This window comes from Sphingomonas aerolata, from assembly GCF_003046295.1.
GTDB classification, from domain to species: domain Bacteria; phylum Pseudomonadota; class Alphaproteobacteria; order Sphingomonadales; family Sphingomonadaceae; genus Sphingomonas; species Sphingomonas aerolata.
The window spans coordinates 997,647-1,016,983 of the sequence record NZ_PZZN01000001.1; the positions used below are offsets into that span (position 1 = coordinate 997,647).

Sequence of the window (19,337 nt, forward strand, 5' to 3'; positions counted from 1 at the left end):
CCATGCCCCAACCCAACTGGACCCTCGTCATCCACGGCGGCGCGGGCAAGCTCGACCGCGAAATGCTCTCTGCCGATCAGGATTCGGGCGCGCGCGCCGGCCTGTCGCGCGCACTCGACGCCGGCTCCGCGGTGCTTTCGGGCGGCGGCACCGCGCTCGACGCGGTCGAGTCCGCGGTCCGCGTGCTCGAGGATGATCCGCACTTCAATTCGGGCCGCGGCGCGGTCTTCACGCATGACGGCGGGATCGAGCTCGACGCCGCGATCATGGACGGCCGCACGCGCGCCGCAGGCGCCGTCGCCGCCGCCACCGCGACTCGCAGCCCGGTCGGCCTCGCCCGCGCGATCCTCGACGACGGCCGCCACGTCTTCCTCGCAAGTACCGGCGCCAACGCGTTTTCGCGCGAACACGGCCTCGAACAGGCGGATCAGGACTGGTTCGCCACCAACGAGCGCCGCCGCCAGTTCGCCGAGCTCCAGGCGAGCGGCGACATGTTCGACGTCGACATGAAATACGGCACCGTCGGCGCGGTCGCCTGCGACACGAACGGCCATGTCGCCGCCGCCACCTCGACCGGCGGCGTCACCGGCAAGCGCTGGGGCCGGATCGGCGATTCGCCCGTCATTGGTGCTGGCACCTTCGCCGACGACCGCGCCTGTGCGGTGTCGTGCACCGGCTCGGGCGAGTTCTTCCTGCGCGTCGGCGTCGGGCATGAGATCGCCGCGCGCGTCCGCCTGACCGGCGAACCGCTCCAGACCGCGACCGAGGCGGTCCTCGCCGAGGTCCGCGCGCTGGGCGGCACCGGCGGCGCGATCGTCGTCGCCCCCGATGGCAGCATGGCCTGGTCGTTCACCACGCCCGGCATGTACCGCGGCACCGCGTCCGCAAAGGGCGCGCGCAGCGTCGCCATCTACGCTAGTGAGCAGGCATGATTCGCAAGCCCCTGACCGCGCTCGGCCTGCTCGCCGCGACCGCGCTGACCGCCGCCCCCGCCACCGCCTATTGGGAATATGGGCATGAGACGGTCGCGCAGATCGCCTATGCCAATGTCGCGCCGCGCACGCAGGTCGCGATCCGCCGCATCCTCGCGCAGCAGGCGCTGCTCGACACCCCCGAATGCCCCGCCGGCACGATCGAAGAGGCAAGTGTCTGGGCAGATTGCATAAAGCCGCTCAAGACCGCCGACGGCAAGTCGCGCTTCGGCTTTGCGTACAGCTGGCATTACCAGAATGTCGATGTCTGTGGGCCATTCGACCTGACGCCTGCCTGTAAAGACGGCGACTGCGTTTCCGCGCAGATCGATCGCGACGTGACCCTGCTCCGCGACCGCAAGACCTCGTCGCACGACCGCGTCCAGGCGCTCGCCTTCCTCATCCACTTCGTCGGCGACCTCCACCAGCCGCTCCACGCGGGCGATCGCCACGACAAGGGCGGCAACGACGTGAAGACCGATTACGGCATCTACGCCCCCGCCCGGCTCAATCTCCACTCGGTCTGGGACGGCACGCTCGCCGAGCGCGCAATCTCCGCGCCGCCCTCGCTCGTCCGCCGCTACCCCGCCGCCGAACGCGCGCGCATCGCAGCGGGCACCGTCGCCGACTGGAGCCGCGAAAGCTGGCAGGTCGCGCACGACGTCACCTATGCCTCGGCGCTGGGCGGCGACGCCTGCGCCCCCGTCCCCCCGCGCGTAAAACTCGACGAAGCCACGATCGCCCGCATCGCCCCCGTCTCCCGCGAAGAAGTCCGCAAAGGCGGCCTCCGCCTGGCAAAACTCCTAGACAAGGCCCTGACCTAAAAAACCCCTCTCCCCTCGGGGGAGAGGGAGGGGGCCATGCGCCCTTGCGCATGGGAGGGTGAGGGCACGAGGCTCAAGACGCCCCCAGCCCAAAGTCATTCCCGCGAAGGCGGGAACCCAGACCGGCTACCCTCGCGACCATGCCCGACGGTCAGCCAGTCTGGATCCCCGCCTCCGCGGGGATGACGGCAGGAAAGGCCCCCGAAGGGCCCGCCCCCAGTCCTCAGTTCAGCACGATCGTAACCGCCCGGCGATTCTCCGCCCAGGCCGCATCGTCCGACCCCTGCGCCACGGGCCGCTCCGACCCATAGCTGATCGTCGTCATCCGCGACGCCGACACGCCGCGTGCCGCCAGATAGTTCTTCGCCGAATTGGCCCGCCGGTCGCCCAGCGCCAGGTTATACTCGCGCGTGCCGCGCTCGTCGCAATGCCCCTCGATCGTGATCCGGACATTGGGGTTGCGCGCCAGCCACTCGGCCTGGCTGTCGAGGATCGCGCGCGCGGTCGGATCGATATCGTACATGTCGAGCGCGAAATTGACCGTGTTGCTCTGCACCGAGCGACGGAAATCGGCGTCCGACCCGGGCACGATCGCGCCGTTCGCGCCGCCATTGGCCAGCCCGCCGCTCGGATCGACGCCCGCCGACGAATCGACGGGGGCGGGCGGCAGGGTCTCGGGCCGCTTCTTGGCGCAGCCCGCGACGGCGATCAGCGCGGTCGCGCACAGCAGCGTTGTCGTAAACTTGGCCATCACATCTTCTCCCGTGGTCGGAACATATTCCAACATAGATTACATAATCGGTCTAGGGCCGCAGCGGGCCCCAGGCTGGATCCGACCCGTCGAGCGGAGTCGGAATCTTGCGCTCGTTGACGCCCGTCAGGTCGACGGACCACAGGTCCGCCTTGCCGCCGCCGCCGCGTCCCGAGCGGAAGAAGTTGATCACGCGGCCGTTCGGCGACCAGCTCGGCCCCTCGTCCTGCCAATCGTTGGTCAGCAGCTTCTCGCCCCCGCCGCTCGGGCTCATGATCCCGATCCGGAACCCCCCGCCGAGCTTGGTGAACGCGATCAGGTCGCCGCGCGGGCTCCACACCGGCGTCGCATAGCGCCCGCCGCCAAAGCTGATCCGCTGCTGGTTCGATCCGTCGGCGTTCATGACATAGATCTGCTGCCCGCCCGACCGGTCGCTCTCGAACACGATTCTGGAGCCGTCGGGCGAATAGCTCCCGCCCGTGTCGATCCCCGGCGAATTGGTCAGCCGCTGCGGCGCGCCGCCCTGGCTCGACACGCGGTACACGTCGGTATTGCCGCCCTGCGCCATCGAGAACAGGATGTTGCGGCCATCGGGCGAGAAGCGCGGCGCGAAGGTCAGGCTGGCATTCTGCACCACCAGCCGCTGCCGCCCGGTGCCGATGTCATAGACATAGATCGCCGGCCGGTTGTTCACATAGCTCATATACACGATCGACTGCTGGTTCGGCGCAAAGCGCGGCGTCAGCACGATCGACTGGCCGTTCGTCAGGAAGCGGTGGTTGGCGCCGTCCTGGTCCATGATCGCCAGCCGTTTGATGCGGCGGTTTTTGGGTCCGGTTTCCGAGACATAGACGACGCGACTGTCGAAATAGGCGCCCTCGCCGGTCAGTCGCGTATAGACCATGTCCGCGCATTTATGCCCGGCACGCCGCCAGTCCGACGGCGGCACGACGAACCCCTGTCGGGTCAGCTCGGCGCGCGACGACACGTCGTACAGATAGCAGCCGACCGTCAGGTTCCCGTCGCCATTCGCGCGGATGAAGCCCTGCACCAGCGCCTGCGCACCCGTGCTGCCCCAGTAATCGAACCCTGGTGCGGTAACCTCGGGAAAGCCGATCGCGCGCAGCTGGCCGGGGGCGAGCGGCGTGAACAGCCCCGAATTGCGCAGGTCGTTGGTGACGATATCGGCCAGCTGCCGGCCGAGCACGTCGGTCGACCCCGCCGGCGTCGACACGACCGCGGACGTCGGCATCACCGGCACCGCGATCGGCATCGGCGCGGAGATCCCGCCCGTCACGTCGACCACCAGCCCGCCGGACTGATCGTCCGCTGCGGCGGGCGCCCCGGCCTGCGGAACCGGCGTAGGTGCGGTCTGCGCACTGGCCGCACCGCCGGCAACGAGCGCCAACACGCCCACCGAAGCGAGCACCGCCCTCACCCCAGACCCCACCCCGGCGAAGGCCGGGGCCCAGTTGGGGGACGCTGCTGCAAGCACGGTGCGCGCCGTCACGAAGACCTCTCCACCTGGGCCCCGGCCTTCGCCGGGGAGGAGGCTGGAGATCATGGCAGGCCGGCGGGGGGATAGCGATCGGAACATAACGGACATCCTCATCCGGGAAGCTTGTAACGCAGGCTGAAATTGCTCCAGCCATTCTGCACGTCATACAGGTCGTCGGGCAAACCGCGCAGCGGCGAACAGCCCGTGAAGGTCGCGATCGCGAGATCGTCGACGCGGTCGACATAGCGCCTGTTCTCGTCGTCGACGCCGGCATGCCCGGTGATCGTCGGCCGCGACTTCAGCGTCCCGTCGCGGTTGAGCTTCAGGTTGATCGTCACGCGGATCCGCTCCGCGCCCGGCCCCGGCGTCACCTGCCGGTTCGCGCAGGGCTGCACCTGCCGCAGGATCGCCGAGCCGATATTGGCCGCCGCCTGCGCGCCGAGCTTGGCCGCCTTGGGCGCTTCCGACTTGCTAGGCGACGGATCCGCCGACAGGCCCTTCAGGAAGTTGTCGCCCAGCCGTGACCCGCGCGGCCGCGCCGCCTTCGCGTCCGCGGTCGATCCGCTGCCCTTGGTCGCCGAAGGCTTGGCGGGCTTTGCCGAAGACGCCGCACTCTTGGCGGGTGCCGCGTTCGACTTGGCCGCGCTCTTCGCCGGTGCCGCCTTGGCGGGCGATGGCTTGGCCGCCGGTTTCGCGGGCGCAGGCTTGGATTTCGCCGGGCTCGGCTTGGCCGGCGCAGGCTTGGCCACCGGCTTGGGAACGGGCGCAGGCTTCGCCACCGGCTTCGGCGGCGCGGGCCTGGGCTTGGCCACCGGCTTGGGCTCGGGCTTCGGCTCGGGCTTGGGCGCCGGTTTGGGCGGCGCAGGTTTGGGCGCAGGCTTGGGGGGCGCCGGCTGCGGCGCAGGCGGCACCGGATCCGGCTGCGGCTCGGGCTCGGCCTCCTGCGGCGCGGGCGGTGCCGCATCCTCGGGCGTGCCCTCGTCGGGCGCGACCGATTCGGCGGGCGTCTCCGCCGATTGCGGCGCGATCGCCTCGAGCGCCACGTCGGGCACCAGGCTGATGTCGATCGGCTGCTGGACAATCTTGGGCGGCTCGGGCGTGTCGAGAAACCCGACCGACAACAGCGCGAACAGCACGACATGCCCGACCAGCGCGACGCCGAACCCGATCTTTTCGGAGCGATCCATCACCAAGGGCCCATCACCGCCGCGACATCAGTTGGGTGTGCCCTCGACCGTCACCAGCGCGACGCGGTTCAGCCCGGCGCGGTTGAGCTCGCCCATCACGCGCATCACCCGGCCGTAGTCGAGCTTGCGGTCCGCGCGCAGCAGCACCTGCGGCTCGTTGCCGACTGCCCGGCTCGCCGCGATCGACGCGAGCCGCACCGGCAGCGCGTCCTCGCCGATCTGGTCCTGGTCGATAAACACCGCGCCCGTCGCATCCATCGAGATCTCGACGGGTTTCTGCTCTTGGTCCAGCGCCTTGGCGCGTGCATCGGGCAGGTTCACCGGCACGCCCGCGGTCATCAGCGGCGCAGTCACCATGAAGATGATCAGCAGCACCAGCATCACGTCGACCATCGGCGTGACGTTGATGTCCGCCATCGGCGCGCGCCGTCCGCGACCGCGACCCGAAGGAAGGTTCATCGCCATCTACGCGCCTCCCGTGCACAGCACCGGCCGGCCGCTCATCGCGCGCCGTCCAGCTGCCGCGACAGCGTCGCGTGGAAGCCGTCGGCGAAGCGGTTGAGGCTTGCCTCGATCCGGTTGATGCCGTGGCTGAAGCGGTTGTACGCGATCACCGCCGGGATGGCCGCGAACAGGCCGATCGCGGTCGCGAACAGCGCTTCCGCGATCCCCGGCGCGACGACGGCGAGCGAGGTGTTCTGCGCCGCCGCGATGCTCGTGAAGCTGCGCATGATGCCCCAGACGGTGCCGAACAGCCCGACGAACGGCGCCACCGATCCGACCGTCGCCAGCACGTTCAGCCGGTCCGACAGCGTGTCGATTTCGTGCGCGACCGCCGCGCCCATCGTCGTGGCGAGCCGCTCGCGCGTCCCGGCCTTGTCGATCGTGCCGCCCGCGGTCGATCGCCGCCACTCGGTCACCCCGGCCGCGAACACGCGCGCCGATGGCAGGTCGGTCTCGCTCTCGGCCTTGTAGAACACGTCGATGTCCTCGGCCTTCCAGAAGTCGCGCTCGAACCGCGCCAGACCCTTGCGCGTCTTGCCCAGCCGCCGCCAGAACGCGACGATCAGCGCCCAGGTCCAGACGCTGGCGAGCAGCAGCCCGATCATCACGCCCTTCACGACCAGATCGGCCTGTAGGAACAAGTGGATCGGCGACAACGTCGCGCTATCCATAGTCAGAACCGGATTCATGCTTCCCCCTGCCAGACAAGGCGTTCGTAGATGTCAGTCCATGCGCGCGGCTGGCGACGCGGCCGGCCGTTGGGGGCGATCAGCGCCGCCACCACGTCCGCCTCGGCCAAGACAAGCCCGCCGCACATGACTCGTTGATGAATGGCGACGCTGGCCGCGCGGACCTGCGTGATCCGTGAGACGATCACCAGCGCATCGTCGAGCCGCGCGGGCGCGGCATAGCGGATGGCGAGGCTTGCGATCGCATAGGAGCCCTCGCCCGCCTCGAACGCGACGCGCTGGTCGATTCCGCCGACGCGCAGCATGTCCGACCGCGCGCGCTCCATGTAGCGCAGGTAATTGGCATGATAGACGACGCCCGACAGGTCGGTGTCCTCGAAATACACGCGCAGCGCGAACCGATGCTCGCGCCCCGCAAAGCGCCCTCCCGCCGGTTGATCCTGCTCTGCGTCAGCCATTCCGGGGGCTGTTAACCCAAGCATCGCCGCGAAGAAAGCATTCGCGTCGCCCTGCCTGCGGTTTCGCACCCGCGCAGGCGGATACGACTCGTCTTATTGCAGGGCGCCCGGATCAACCTGCAGCTGGGGACGCGGCGCGGCGGGAAGCGGCGGCTGCGTGACGGGCCGGAGCTGCGCCTGCAACCCCGGCGCGGCGGGCGCGGCGGACGGCAGCGGTGCCACGCCGGAACCGCCGACCGGAACCGCACCGTTGCTTGCAAAGATCACGCGCTGTGCCGGGAGCGGCTGCACCGCGGTGCCGCGCCAGGCGTCGAACGCACGGTAGAAATCGGTAAAGGGCTGCTCCAGCATCGGCAGCCGCGTCGCGGCAAAACTCGCCAGCATCGGCCCCGGCACGCTTGTGCCCTCCGCCAGCACACGCCCTGCCGCTTCGCAGAACGCATCGCGCGACTGCGACTGCGAGAAGAAATTGTACAGCCGCGTCATCGAATCGTCGTAGCGATCCTGCCAGTCGCCGCCGCCCGCGCGATATTCCGCCGAATAGGTCGCCTCGGCCTTGGCCAGCACCGGCTTCTGCGCGGCGAGCATCGCGTTATACCCCGCGACGATCACCGCCTCGTCCGGTCCGCGGCACGCCAGCGCCGCGACGTTCAGCGCAGCGCGCAGGTGCCAGATCTTCGCGGATTCGGTCAGGTTGCGGTTCGGCGTCGGATAGGTGCCGTCGGCCAGCACCGCGGGGATCTTCATCCCCGGAAACGCGCCCTTGGGCAGCGGGGCCGCGACCGGCACCGGCGCGACCGGCGCCGGTGCGGGCGCCGCGACCTCGACCGGCTTCCGCGCGCACCCGGCGAGCAGGGCTGCGGTCACCGCAATCATCGCAAACTGACGCTTCATCGACTCAAGTCCTCGCTGTCCCCCGACCGAGACAGACCTGCCGCGATAAGGTTAACAGGGTATAAAACGCGTACGCGACTGCAACCCTAATGCGACGAACGGCACGATCGCAGCGTGTTAGGCCGGCGAAGGATCAGGCCGCGCGTGCCTCGAGCGCCGCCGCGGCCTGTGCCATCAGCTCGGCGATGATGTCCGCGACCGGCTCTTCCTTCGTGACCATGCCGACCGACTGGCCCGCCATCACCGACCCATGCTCGACATCGCCGTCGACCACCGCGCGGCGCAGCGCACCCGCCCAGTAATGCTCGATCTGCAACTGCGCCTCGCCCATCGCCACGCGCCCCTCGTCGAGATGCCCCGCAACCTCGCGCTGCTTGGCCGAGAACAGCTCGCCCGCCGCATTCTTCAGCGCGCGCACCGGGATAACCGGCAGCCGCGCGTCGAGCTGGACGCTGGCGATCGCATCGCGCGCCGACGCGCGGATGAACGCCTTCTTGAAATTGGCATGCGCGATCGATTCGGTCCCGCAGACGAACCGCGTGCCGAGCTGGACGCCCGCCGCGCCCATGTCGAGATAGCCCGCGATCGCCTCGCCGCGGCCGATCCCGCCCGCCACGAACACCGGCACCAGCTCGGCGATCTCGGGCAGCATCTCCTGCGCCAGCACGCTCGTCGACACCGGCCCGATATGCCCGCCGGCCTCCATGCCCTCGATCACCAGCGCGTCGACGCCGCTGCGGATCAGCTTCTTGGCCAGCGCCAGCGTCGGCGCGAAGCAGATGACCTTGGCGCCCCCCGCCTTGATCGCCTCGAGGCTGCCCTTGGGCGGCAATCCGCCCGCCAGCACGACATGGCCGACCTTGTGCCGCGTGCACACCGCGATCAGCTCGACCAGGTCGGGATGCATGGTGATCAGGTTCACGCCGAACGGCTTGTCGGTCATCGCCTGGGTCGCGGCGATCTCGGCGTCGAGCAACGCGGGCGTCATCGCCCCGCACGCGATCACCCCGAACCCGCCCGCATTCGAAATCGCGGAAACGAGATTGCGCTCGCTCACCCACGACATCGCCCCGCCAAGGATCGCGACCTCGGACCCGAGGAATGCGGCGCCGCGCGCCATGCGGCGCTGAAGCCGGTCGCTGCCGATGGTCATTACAAAACTCCCGTTCGTGTCGAGCGAAGTCGAGAAACCCCGCGCAGTATCCGTGACATATTTCCCGACAATGCTCGAAACGAACGGACGGTGTCCGTCAAGCCGCATCCTCGGCATCGAGCCCGTAAGCGGTATGCAGCACGCGCACCGCCAGCTCGGTATAATCCTCTTCGATCAGCACGCTGACCTTGATCTCCGACGTCGCGATCGCCTGGATGTTGATCCCGCGCTCGCCGAGCGTCGTGAACATCGTCGAGGCGACGCCCGCATGGCTGCGCATCCCGACGCCGACCACCGAAACCTTGGCGACGCGCGTGTCGTGGACCAGGCTCGCAAAGCCGATCGCGTCCTTTGCCTTGTCGAGCACGTCGAGCGTCCGCGCCAGATCCGCCGAGGGCACGGTGAACGTCACGTCGGTCGACCCGGTCGAATGCGCGACGTTCTGGACGATCATGTCGACGTTGATCCCCGCATCGGCGAGCGGCGCGAAGATCGCCGCGACCGATCCCGGGCGATCGCTGACCTGCGTCAGCGTTATCTTCGCCTCGTTCTTGTCATGCGCGATGCCGGTGATGAGCTGGCGTTCCATATCGTCGATTTCCTCTTCGCCCACGATCAGCGTGCCGCGGTGTCCGTCACTGGTATCGCCATCCTCGAACGAGGACAGCACGCGCACGCGCACATTCTCTTTCATCGCCAGGCCGACAGACCGTGTCTGCAACACCTTGGCGCCGACGCTGGCGAGTTCCAGCATCTCCTCATACGTCACCTTGCCGAGCTTGCGCGCCCGCGGCACGATCCTCGGATCGGTCGTGTAGACGCCGTCGACATCGGTATAGATGTCACAGCGATCGGCCTTCATCGCCGCCGCCATCGCGACCGCCGACGTGTCCGATCCGCCGCGCCCCAGCGTGGTGACGCGCTGGCCGTCTGCCACGCCCTGGAACCCCGGGATCACCGCGACGACACCGTCCGCCAGGCTCGCATCGAGCGCGACCGTGTCGATCTCGCCGATCCGGGCCGAGCCATGCGCGTCCGACGTGTTGATCGGCAGCTGCCACCCGAGCCAGCTGCGCGCCTTGCAGCCCGCGGCCTGCAGCGCGATCGCGAGCAGCCCGCTCGTGATCTGCTCGCCCGCCGAGACGACGACGTCATATTCCTTCGCATCGTACAGCGACGACGCCTCGCGGCAGAAGCCGACCAGCCGGTCGGTCTCGCCCGCCATTGCGGAGACGACGACCGCGACCTCGTTGCCCGCATCGACCTCGCGCTTCACGCGCGCCGCGACGTTGCGGATACGTTCGATCCCGGCCATCGACGTCCCGCCGAATTTCATCACGATACGGGCCATGGGCAGCGTAAATCCCTTTGGGTCGAAGCGGCGGCCCTGATAGGTAGCGCGCATGATACTGGCAAGTGACCGCAACGAAAGCGCAACAATCGATCCCCGGGAGGCCGCGCATTTCGGCACGATGGCGGCCGACTGGTGGAACCCCAAGGGCTCGTCCGCGCCGCTCCACCAGCTCAATCCGCCTCGCCTGCGCTACATCCGCGACCGGGTCGACACGCACTGGCACGGCGACGGCACGGGCTTCACCCCGCTCGCCGGCCGGACCGCGCTCGACGTGGGCTGCGGCGCGGGGCTGCTCTGCGAACCGCTCGCGCGGCTCGGCGCCAGCGTAACCGGGATCGACGCCGCGCCCGAAAATATCGCCGCGGCAGAAATACATGCGGCGCAGAGCGGGCTCGCAATCGACTATCGCGCTGGCGGCGTCGAGGGGCTCGACGGCCAGTTCGACCTCGTCACCAGCCTCGAGGTGATCGAGCATGTCAGCGACCCTGCAGGCTTCGTCCGCGGCCTCGCGCGCGTGCTGGCCGACAATGGCCTGCTGATCCTGTCGACCCCCAACCGCACGCCGCTGTCGCGGCTTGCGATGATCACGATCGCCGAAGGCACCGGCCGCATCCCGCGCGGCACGCACGACTGGAACAAGTTCCTCACCCCCGAAGAACTGACCGCGCTGCTGCGCGACGCCGGTCTCCACGTCGTCCACACGCAAGGCCTCGGCTTCTCGCCGGCGACCGGCTTCGCGCTCAGCGATTCGACCAGCCTCGACTATTTCCTGACCGCGGTAAAAGCCTGACCCTTGCCCCGCCCGGCACCACCCCGGCGGGCACCACCAACCCAGTCGGCAAAACCACCCCGGCGGGCGCTACCATCTCAGCAGGCGCTACCACCCCGGCGAACGCCGGGGCCCAGTTGGGAAAGCCTGAGTAACGGAACGCGACCCTCAGCCATGACCGTCCCCCAACTGGGCCCCGGCCTCCGCCGGGGTGGAACCAAAGACTGCCGGGGTGGAACCGAAGACTGCCGGGGTGGGACCAAATAATGGAGCATAGCCCGCCCCACCCTTGTTCACCCGCGAAGGCGGGTGCCCAGACTGGCCACCCGCCTTCGCGGGTGAACATCCTTCTTCTAGGGGGTTTAGCCGCGCTCTACATCGCGCTCGCCCTCCTCCGCCCCGTCGACCACGACGAAAGCCAGTATGTCGCTGCGGCCGTCCTCACCGCGCACGGCCTGCTCCCCTATCGCGACTTCGCCTATCTCCAGACCCCGCTCCAGCCCTTCCTCCTCGCACCCATCGCCGTCCTGACCGGCGCCTGGACCTGGCCCGCCCTCCGCCTCGCCAACGCGCTGCTCGGCCTCGCGAGCGTAGCGTTCGTCCACGCCGCCGCGCGCCGCACCGGTGCCAGCCCCGCCACCGCGCGCCTCTGCGCCGCCTTGTTCGCGACCACCGACATCCTGCTCTTCAGCATCGGCACCGCGCGCAACGACGCGCTCCCCGCCGCCTGCCTCGCCGCCGCGCTCTGGCTGATCGTCCGCGAAGACCGGACCCGCGCCGGCGCGCTAACAATCGGCCTTCTGCTCGCCGCCGCGGTCGCCGCAAAAATCTCCTATGCCTTCCCCGCCGCCGCCTACGGCCTCTACGCGCTGGTCCATCCCCGCCACCGCGTCTGGCTGGTCGCGCTCGGCGCGCTCCCGGTCGTCGCGTTCGTCGGCTGGACCTTCGCGCTGTCGCCCGAAGGCTTCCTGTTCGGCACGCTGCACTTTCCCGCCCAGGCGCCCGCGGAATATTACGCGGCACGGCCCTGGAAGCTGTCGCTTGCCGCCAAGGCGCTCGATACGCTGAAGTTCCTCGCGCTCGGTGCCGCGCTGCCCGCCCTCGTCCTCGTCGCGCGCGCCGCGATCCGTCGTCGTCGCGTCACCCTGCCCGACCTGCTCGTCCTCGCCGGGCTGGTCGCCGCGCTGCTCCCGGTGCCGACCTGGCGGCAATATCTGCTGCCGATGCTCCCCCCGCTGTTCGTCGCGCTCGCCGCCGTCTGGACCGCACAGCCGCCGACCCGCGCAACCACCCGGATCATGGCCGTCTTCGCGCTGCTCGGCCTCGCGCCGACACTCACAGCACTCGCCGAGCCCGGCCGCCTCCCGCTCGTCACCGCCATGCGCGAAGCCGCCACGCTGAGACGGACGCTCGACGCGCGAGGGATCGCCGGCCCGATCGTCACGCTGTCGCCGCAGATCCTGCCCGCCACCGGCCGCCTGCCCGATCCCCGCTTCGCCGCCGGCCCCTTCTACTTCCGCAGCTGCACCCTGCTCGACCCTGCGGCAGAGGCCCGCCTCCACCTCGTCGCGCGCGATCGCCTGCGCCTCGCCCCCGGCACCGTCATCCTCACTGGTGGCGAATCCGCCGCGACCGCGGGCGATTCGCAACTCGACGCCGCGCTCGAAAAGGCGGCATCCGGAGCGGTCGCCGTCCCCGGCACCCGCTTCCGGCTGTCGGTCACGCCGCCAGCCGCCCCCGTCGCGCCGCGATCAGCCCGGCATAATAGTCCACCAGTTCCACCGCATGCGCATGATCCGAGCGGACCTGCGCCGACGCCACGACCGCCGCGCGCCTGAGCATCCCGCGGTCGCGCGCGAACAGCCGCGCGATCGCCGCCGCCGCCGCGGTCGCATCGCGCGCCGTATAGAGCTCGCTGGCATGCCGGTCCGCAATCTCGGCGCACCCGCCCGTATCGGGCACGATCAGCGGCAGCCCCGACGCCATCGCCTCCGACGCGACCAGCCCGAACGGCTCGGCCTCCGACCCGTGGATCAGCGCGTCGCAGCTCGCCATGATCGCGGCCAGCCGCTCGCGGTCATAGACCGGCGCGAACATCCGGATATGCGGCGATCCGCCGATCCGCCGTGCGATCGCCTTGCTCTGGCTGCCCGTGCCGAACAGGATCAGCCCGATCGGCAGGTCGGTGCCCGCGCGCGCGACCGCGTCGACGACCAGCGGCCAGCGCTTCTCGCCGTGATGCCGGCCCAGCCCGATCAGCAGCATCGCGTCCGCCGGCAACCCGCATTGCTGCAACAGCCGCCCCCGCAGCGCCTCGTCGCGCAGCCGCGGCGAGAAATGGCCGCGCTCGATCCCCAGCGGCATCGCCGCATCGATCCGCACCCCGCGCGCGCGCAACCGTTTCTCCAGCGCGGGTCCGTTGGTGACCACCGTGTCGAACCGCGTCAGGAACCGGTTCATGTACCGGCTGTACCAGCCGAACGCGCGCTCGATCCGGTCGTGGCTCGCAAACCCTGCGAACCAGCGCTGCGCATAGGCGGCGATATTGTCGTTGTGCATGAAGAAGGATTTCAGCGCGCGCTGCTGCCCGTCGGGCCCCGTCCATTCGCCGACGAACCAGGCCGGCCGCCACGGCGAACAGCATTCGACGACATCCGGATCGAGCTCGTCCAACACCCGGTGAATCGCCGCACGGTCCCAGAACAGCCCGTAATTGCGATCGAACGGCATACCCGGCGACTTGAGGTAGATCACCCGCCCGCCACCCGGCCGCTCCTCGACACGGTCCTCGCGGCCCGGCGCGACGACGATCAGCTCGTGCCCCAGATCGGCAAGGATCCCCATCTTCCGGTCGATATAGGTGCGCACGCCACCGCCGGTCGGCGAGTAGAATTCGTTGACGTCGACGATCCGCATCTCAGCCCGCCCGCCCCCTCACTTGCCGTCCAATGGGCCGAACCCGCCCAGCCCGCGCAGATATTGCGCGCGGATCGTGACATGCGTGAGTCCGGGCCCGACTTCGATGATCGCCTGGTCGACCTTGGGTCGCGATCGGCCGAGCCGGTCGCCCTTCACGAACCCCGCGCCATCCGACCAGACACTGAACTTGGCCCGGCCGTCACGGTCATGCGTGAACAGCAGCGCGTAGCGGCCCGGATGCGGCACGCGGATGCACAAGGCGGTCGGACCGGTCGCGGGGGCTGACACGCTGATGCGGCGAAACGTCTTGCCCGCCGCGATCAGCTCGCGGTCGCCGCGCAGGAAATCGGCCTCGTCGGGCGGATAGAGTTCGAGCTTCAGATTGCCCTTGCGATCCTTCAGTCCGACGATCGTCGCCGCGATCGCCGGCCCCTCGTCGCGCTCGCACGCCTGCGCGTCGCTGCCGAGCATTGGCTCCTGGATCGCCGCCCGGCCGCCGGCCCATGCCGGGGCGGCGCCCGCGACCAGCCCCGCCAGCATCAGTACCGCCCCAAGATATCGGTTCACGCACGCGTCCTCATCGCGATCGCATGCCCGCTGAATATGACAATCAGAATGACGTGGACGAGCAACGTCAGCGCCGCGGTGAACGCGACGAGCTCGGACAGCGCCTGGTCCTGGCCGATCAGCAGGATCGCGAAATTGGCGAACAGCAGGTCCTTGTTCGGCACCAGCGGCAGCCGCGACACGAGCAGCCGCCCCGCCGCCAGAAACAGCCACATCGCGATCGACACGCCGGGCAGCGCGAAATGCCAGGCGAGCGCGATCAGCAGCGATCCGCACATCAGCCGGATGCAGTGGATCATGAACACCCACCACAAGGTCGCGCGTGGCAGCGAAAAGACCCTCCGCGAGAAGATCAGGAACGGCAGCGAGATCGCAAAGGTGATCGCCGCCGACCCCAGCACCGTCTTGAACAGGTCGGGCGGCAACAGGTCGCGGCTCAGCGGCAGCGCGATCGCGACCATCGCCAGCGTGATCGCGTTGCCCGCGATCGCCGACAGGATCGTCACGTCCTTCACCGCACCGAACGGCGACGCCACCATCCGCGCCCGCGCCCGCGCCCAGGCATAGAAATAGGCGTCGCCCGAATAGCCGAACACCACTTCGTTCGCGATCCGCTTCTTGATCAGGGCGACCAGCCCCGCGACCGGGATCCCCCACAACCGGCGGAAGATCACGTAATCCCCCGTCGGCGGCGACATGTAGAGCAGCGCGAAACACAGATAGAATCGCGGATCGGACGGCACCGACCGCGAGAGTCCGGCCAGCCCGTGCGCGAACAGTTCGCGCGCGAGCCCCGCGATCATCGCCAGCGTCAGCACCGCGCCGATGATCGCCGGCCACCGGCTGCGGAAGGTCTTGAGCGGTTCGAGCCCGACGATATCGGCTCCCGCCTGCACCACCCCCGCCTGCACCACCCCGGCCGCGGAACGACCCGGCGGGTTCCCGGCCGTCAGCGCGGAGCCCGTCATACGCGTACGCATCGAACGATCCTCGTCCTGTACCGCGCACCCGGCCTTTCCGGGCATGCCATCACGCCGCGCCAATAGCCGCCCCGCCGCCGGCTTGCACGTGAAGATCGAGTCATCCGTCCCCGAACCCGCGCGGTTCGCCGCCGGTTACCCTCTCGCCATCGCGCCCCGACCGCGCCATCTGTGCGCGATGCCCGGCGCTGACCAAATCCTCACCTATGCAGACGACCTGTCGGGCGGCGGCGTCGAGCGCGCGCAGTTGCGGCTCGCGCGCGGCTGGCTCGCCGCGGGGCGGCGCGTCACGCTGGTGATCGGCGACCCGACCGGCCCGCTCGCCGCCGAGCTGCCCGATGGGCTCGAGGTCGTCCCCGGCTCCGCGCGCACGCTGCCCGGCCTCGTCCGCCGCATGGCCCCCGACATCGTCTTCTGCCCCGGCAATCATTATACCGGGATCGCCGCCTGGATCCGGCTTAGGCTCGGCCGCGCCTGTCCGCCGATCGTCGCCAAGATGTCGAACGCGCCCGACCGCGGCGACCATGGCCGCCTGCTCCACGCCGCGCACCGCGTCTGGCTCGCGCGTCACGGCCGGTTCCTCGATCATCTCGTCGCGATGACCCCCGCCACCGCGGTCCAGGCCGCCGCCGCGACGCGCATGCCGGGCCGGGTCAGCGTCATCCCCAACCCGCCGGCACTCGCCGCGCCGGGCGCGACGCTCCCCGTGCTGCCGTCGCGGTTCATCCTCGGCGTCGGCCGGCTCGAACCGCAGAAGCGCTGGGACCGGCTGCTCGCCGCGGTCGCAGCACTCGGCGATCGTGACATCGCGCTCGTCATCCTCGGCGAGGGCAATTGCCGCGGCACACTCGCGGCGCAGGCGACCGCACTAGGCCTCGCCGCCCGCGTCCATCTGCCCGGCCATGTCGCCGATCCGCTCCCGGCAATGGCCCGCGCACAGGTCGTCGCGCTGACCTCCGATTTCGAAGGCGTGCCGGGGGTTCTGCGCGAGGCGCTGTCGGTCGGCACGCCCGTCGTCGCGACCGATTCGAGCCGCGCGATTGTCGAGATCATCGACACCCCCGCACGCGGCACGATCGTCGCGCGCGACGACGGCCCCGCACTCGTCGCCGCACTCGACGCCTGGCTCACACCCGGCATTTCGCGGCCCGCACCTGTCCCGCAACCCGGCAGCGACTCGGCGCAGCGCTATCTCGCGCTGTTCGACACGCTCGTCAGTCCGCGGCCTTCTCGTCCTCGCGGTCCGACCGACGCTCGAGCGCGGTCTTGAGCATCGCGGTCATCGGATCGGCAAGCGCGAGACCGAGGATCCCGAACAGCGCGCTCGCGAGGATCTGCGCGCCCAGCGTCAGCGCGGGCGGCAGGTCGACGGTGCGCTTGGCGACCATCGGCACGATCACATAGCCGTCGATCGTCTGCACCACGAAATAGGTGCCGATCGCCCAATATCCGGTGTCGACGCCCGCGCTGAAGCCGACCGCGACCATCAGCACGCCGGTGACGATCGCACCGATATTGGGGATGAAGGCGAGGATGCCTGCGATGATCCCGAGCAGCATCGCCATCGGCACGCCGCCGATCGCCAGCGCGATCCCCGTCGCGACCCCCTCGACCGCCATGCCGAGCAACCGCCCGGCGAGCAGCCGCCGCATCGTCTCGCCCATCGTTACCATCGTCCGGGCGAATTCGTCGCGCAGGTCGGTCGGCACCATCCACTGGACGCCGCGCGCATAGGTGCCCGGGTCCATCGCGATGAACAGCCCGAGCACGAGGATCATGAACAGGCTGGTCAGCGCGCCGATCGCGGTGCCGACCCAGGATGTCACACGCCCGACCGACCCCAGCGCCTGCTTGGCGATCCCGCTCACGTCCGACACGCCCGGCATCAGCCCCTGCGACGCCAAATAGCCCGTAAACCGGTTCGCCTGCAGCTCGAGCGTCGAGCGCAGCTGCGTCACCTGTTCGGTCACCTGCACCCCGGTCAGCACGAACGTGCCGATCATGAACACCAGCACCAGCACCACGACGATCAGCAGCCGCCATCCGCGGCTGATCGGCAGCACGCGCCCGAGCAACCGGACGCCGCCGTCGAGCAGCGACGCGAACACCACCGCGGCGAAGATCAGCAGCAACGGCTGGACCAGCACGATCGCCAGCGCGATCAGGCAGGCGAGCCCCAGCCAGATCGTCGCGCGCCGGATTTCCTTACGCAGGGCCGGGTCGCGCATCTCGACCGGGCTGGCCTCGTCGACGCGCTTGGTCGCGCCGCTATCGTCGGCCATCTCAGTTCGCCGTTGCAGGGTGGAGCGACGTACCCGCGCGATCCGACCGGAGCGATCCCCACCAGGTCAGCGGGTTGTAGGTCGCATCGCCGTCGAGGCTGAAGGTGATGAACTCCGCGCGCCCGCCCAGATTCTCGTACGGCACCGGCCCGCCAAGGCCGAGCTGCGTCAGCGCAAAGCGGCTGTCGGCGGACCGGTCGCGATTGTCGCCCATCAGGAAGACATGAGCCGCCGGGATCGTGATCGGCCCGTAATCGTCGCCCGGGCTCCAGCCCATCTCGATCGTGTCGAACCGCCGGCCATTGGGCAGCGTCTCGGTGATCGTCGGCAGGCGACAGATCATCGCGCCGTCGGCCCGCGTCTCGCGCGCGCCGGGATATTCGTCCTCGCTGCACGGGCTGTTGGTGTCGACCGGGATCAGCGTGTCGTGGACGGGGCCGCGCTTCACCGGCACGCCGTTCAGGATCACCGTCCCGCCGCGCACTTCCAGCCGGTCGCCCGGCAGGCCGATCACGCGCTTGATATAATCGTTCTGTGTTCCCGGCGGCGTCACGATCACCACGTCGCCGCGCGTCGGCAGCGATCCGAACAGCCGCCCCTTGATGAAGGGGATCTGCACGCTCCAGCTGTCTTCCTGCTGGCGGAGCACGACGCTCTTGAAGATCGCGACCGGGTTCGGGATCGTCGGCGACACGAACGACCAGCCATAGGCGAACTTCGTGACGACCAGCCGGTCGCCGATCCGCAGCCCCGGCAGCATCGATTCGCTCGGGATGTAGAAGGGCTTGGCGATGAAGCTGTGGAAGCCGAGCACCACCAGAACCAGCCAGAATATGCCCTTCACCTCGCCCCACCAGTCGGTCCCGCGGCGCACGGGTGCCGTCGTCGTGGTGGGAGGGGAACCGTCGTTGCCCGGAGGCGGGACGGGTGTGGCGCCGACCCGCGATGCTGCCGGATTCTCGAGCGACTCTTTGCCGTCCAACGCCGCTTCCTTCATCGATCTTTATCCGCGGATAACAGGGGTATCGCTTCGATTATCACAAAGGCCTGCGCCCAGGGATGATCGTCCGTCATGGTCAGGTGTACGCGCGCGGCGTGGCCTTCGGGGGTCAACGCGTCAAGCCTCGCCTTGGCCCCGCCGGTCAGGGCAAGCGTCGGCGCACCGCTCGCGGCGTTGATCACGCCGATGTCCTTCATGAACACGCCCGCGCGAAACCCGGTGCCGACCGCCTTCGAAAACGCCTCCTTCGCCGCGAACCGCTTGGCGAGCGTCCCCGCCTTGGTGAACGGCCGCCGCGCCGCCTTCGCCAGCTCCACCTCGGTAAACACCCGCTGCTCGAACCGCTCGCCGAACCGCTCGACCGACGCCTGAATCCGCTCGATATTGCACAGGTCCGACCCCAGCCCGATGATCATCGCGACGCTTGGAGTCGGAAGACTGAAGAGTCTGTTCGCGCGGAGGCGCGGAGGCGCGGAGAATTTGAAGGCCGCAAGTGCGGCAGGATGGAAAAGCACCCGGGACCGTGCCCGACACCCC

Annotated in this window: 20 protein-coding genes; 5 read left to right on the forward strand and 15 right to left on the reverse strand. The window is 69.4% G+C overall.

Annotation, left to right across the window (positions count from 1 at the left end):
- The first annotated feature begins 2 nt into the window (after positions 1-2).
- Positions 3-932, forward strand: coding sequence for an isoaspartyl peptidase/L-asparaginase family protein (locus C8J24_RS04560; RefSeq protein WP_107930625.1), 930 nt, complete (start codon positions 3-5; stop codon positions 930-932).
- Positions 929-1,795, forward strand: coding sequence for a S1/P1 nuclease (locus C8J24_RS04565; RefSeq protein ID WP_107930627.1), 867 nt, complete (start codon positions 929-931; stop codon positions 1,793-1,795). Before C8J24_RS04560 ends, C8J24_RS04565 begins: the two co-directional genes overlap by 4 nt.
- Before the next feature lie 223 nt (positions 1,796-2,018).
- Here the strand turns inward: C8J24_RS04565 and pal are convergent, their stop codons facing one another.
- The 9 genes from pal to C8J24_RS04610 form a co-directional block, all read right to left on the reverse strand.
- Positions 2,019-2,546, reverse strand: a complete 528-nt coding sequence (gene pal / locus C8J24_RS04570) for a peptidoglycan-associated lipoprotein Pal (RefSeq protein ID WP_107930629.1) — start codon at positions 2,544-2,546, stop codon at positions 2,019-2,021.
- Positions 2,547-2,598: 52 nt separating this feature from the next.
- Positions 2,599-3,984: a Tol-Pal system beta propeller repeat protein TolB gene (gene tolB / locus C8J24_RS04575; RefSeq protein WP_107930631.1), complete on the reverse strand. Its 1,386-nt coding sequence runs from the start codon at positions 3,982-3,984 to the stop codon at positions 2,599-2,601.
- Between the two features lie 170 nt (positions 3,985-4,154).
- Positions 4,155-5,231 (reverse strand): cell envelope biogenesis protein TolA, encoded by a 1,077-nt coding sequence (locus C8J24_RS04580; RefSeq protein ID WP_107930633.1) that lies wholly within the window; start codon positions 5,229-5,231, stop codon positions 4,155-4,157.
- A gap of 27 nt (positions 5,232-5,258) precedes the next feature.
- On the reverse strand, positions 5,259-5,696 hold the full coding sequence (gene tolR / locus C8J24_RS04585; RefSeq protein WP_037531582.1) for a protein TolR: 438 nt from the start codon (positions 5,694-5,696) through the stop codon (positions 5,259-5,261).
- A gap of 35 nt (positions 5,697-5,731) precedes the next feature.
- Positions 5,732-6,424, reverse strand: a complete 693-nt coding sequence (gene tolQ, locus C8J24_RS04590) for a protein TolQ (RefSeq protein WP_107930635.1) — start codon at positions 6,422-6,424, stop codon at positions 5,732-5,734.
- Entirely contained in the window at positions 6,421-6,882 is a 462-nt protein-coding gene (locus tag C8J24_RS04595) for a YbgC/FadM family acyl-CoA thioesterase (protein WP_107930637.1), read from the reverse strand. Before C8J24_RS04595 ends, tolQ begins: the two co-directional genes overlap by 4 nt.
- A 93-nt stretch (positions 6,883-6,975) precedes the next feature.
- Complete coding sequence (locus C8J24_RS04600; RefSeq protein ID WP_107930639.1) at positions 6,976-7,776, reverse strand: hypothetical protein; 801 nt, start codon at positions 7,774-7,776, stop codon at positions 6,976-6,978.
- A 133-nt stretch (positions 7,777-7,909) separates the two neighbouring features.
- Positions 7,910-8,929, reverse strand: a complete 1,020-nt coding sequence (locus C8J24_RS04605) for an NAD(P)H-dependent flavin oxidoreductase (RefSeq protein WP_031440024.1) — start codon at positions 8,927-8,929, stop codon at positions 7,910-7,912.
- Positions 8,930-9,026: 97 nt separating this feature from the next.
- A complete protein-coding gene (locus C8J24_RS04610) occupies positions 9,027-10,280 on the reverse strand; it encodes an aspartate kinase (protein ID WP_107931452.1) in 1,254 nt (417 codons plus the stop codon).
- A gap of 52 nt (positions 10,281-10,332) precedes the next feature.
- Between C8J24_RS04610 and ubiG the strand changes: the two genes are divergently transcribed.
- Complete coding sequence (gene ubiG, locus C8J24_RS04615; RefSeq protein ID WP_107930641.1) at positions 10,333-11,073, forward strand: bifunctional 2-polyprenyl-6-hydroxyphenol methylase/3-demethylubiquinol 3-O-methyltransferase UbiG; 741 nt, start codon at positions 10,333-10,335, stop codon at positions 11,071-11,073.
- Between the two features lie 317 nt (positions 11,074-11,390).
- On the forward strand, positions 11,391-12,890 hold the full coding sequence (locus C8J24_RS04620; protein WP_208620910.1) for a glycosyltransferase family 39 protein: 1,500 nt from the start codon (positions 11,391-11,393) through the stop codon (positions 12,888-12,890).
- Here the strand turns inward: C8J24_RS04620 and C8J24_RS04625 are convergent.
- From C8J24_RS04625 to C8J24_RS04635, 3 genes are read right to left on the reverse strand one after another with little or no spacing between them, the layout of a single operon-like run.
- Entirely contained in the window at positions 12,772-13,968 is a 1,197-nt protein-coding gene (locus C8J24_RS04625; RefSeq protein ID WP_107930643.1) for a glycosyltransferase, read from the reverse strand. The genes C8J24_RS04620 and C8J24_RS04625 overlap by 119 nt on opposite strands.
- 18 nt (positions 13,969-13,986) lie before the next feature.
- On the reverse strand, positions 13,987-14,511 hold the full coding sequence (locus C8J24_RS04630; RefSeq protein ID WP_107931453.1) for a DUF2141 domain-containing protein: 525 nt from the start codon (positions 14,509-14,511) through the stop codon (positions 13,987-13,989).
- A 23-nt stretch (positions 14,512-14,534) separates the two neighbouring features.
- Complete coding sequence (locus C8J24_RS04635; protein WP_167396700.1) at positions 14,535-15,518, reverse strand: hypothetical protein; 984 nt, start codon at positions 15,516-15,518, stop codon at positions 14,535-14,537.
- An 88-nt stretch (positions 15,519-15,606) separates the two neighbouring features.
- Here C8J24_RS04635 and C8J24_RS04640 point away from each other — a divergent pair, with 88 nt between their 5' ends.
- Positions 15,607-16,788, forward strand: a complete 1,182-nt coding sequence (locus C8J24_RS04640) for a glycosyltransferase (RefSeq protein ID WP_338110780.1) — start codon at positions 15,607-15,609, stop codon at positions 16,786-16,788.
- Here the strand turns inward: C8J24_RS04640 and C8J24_RS04645 are convergent.
- The 3 genes from C8J24_RS04645 to acpS are packed head-to-tail and all read right to left on the reverse strand — an operon-like array spanning position 16,733 to position 19,216.
- A complete protein-coding gene (locus tag C8J24_RS04645; RefSeq protein ID WP_031439338.1) occupies positions 16,733-17,800 on the reverse strand; it encodes an AI-2E family transporter in 1,068 nt (355 codons plus the stop codon). The genes C8J24_RS04640 and C8J24_RS04645 overlap by 56 nt on opposite strands.
- 1 nt (position 17,801) lies before the next feature.
- A complete protein-coding gene (lepB, locus tag C8J24_RS04650; RefSeq protein ID WP_107930647.1) occupies positions 17,802-18,797 on the reverse strand; it encodes a signal peptidase I in 996 nt (331 codons plus the stop codon).
- The gene (acpS, locus tag C8J24_RS04655) at positions 18,794-19,216 is read right to left on the reverse strand and encodes a holo-ACP synthase (RefSeq protein ID WP_107930649.1); all 423 of its coding nucleotides are present in this window, start codon (positions 19,214-19,216) and stop codon (positions 18,794-18,796) included. The genes lepB and acpS overlap by 4 nt, the downstream gene beginning before the upstream one ends.
- Positions 19,217-19,337 lie beyond the last annotated feature (121 nt).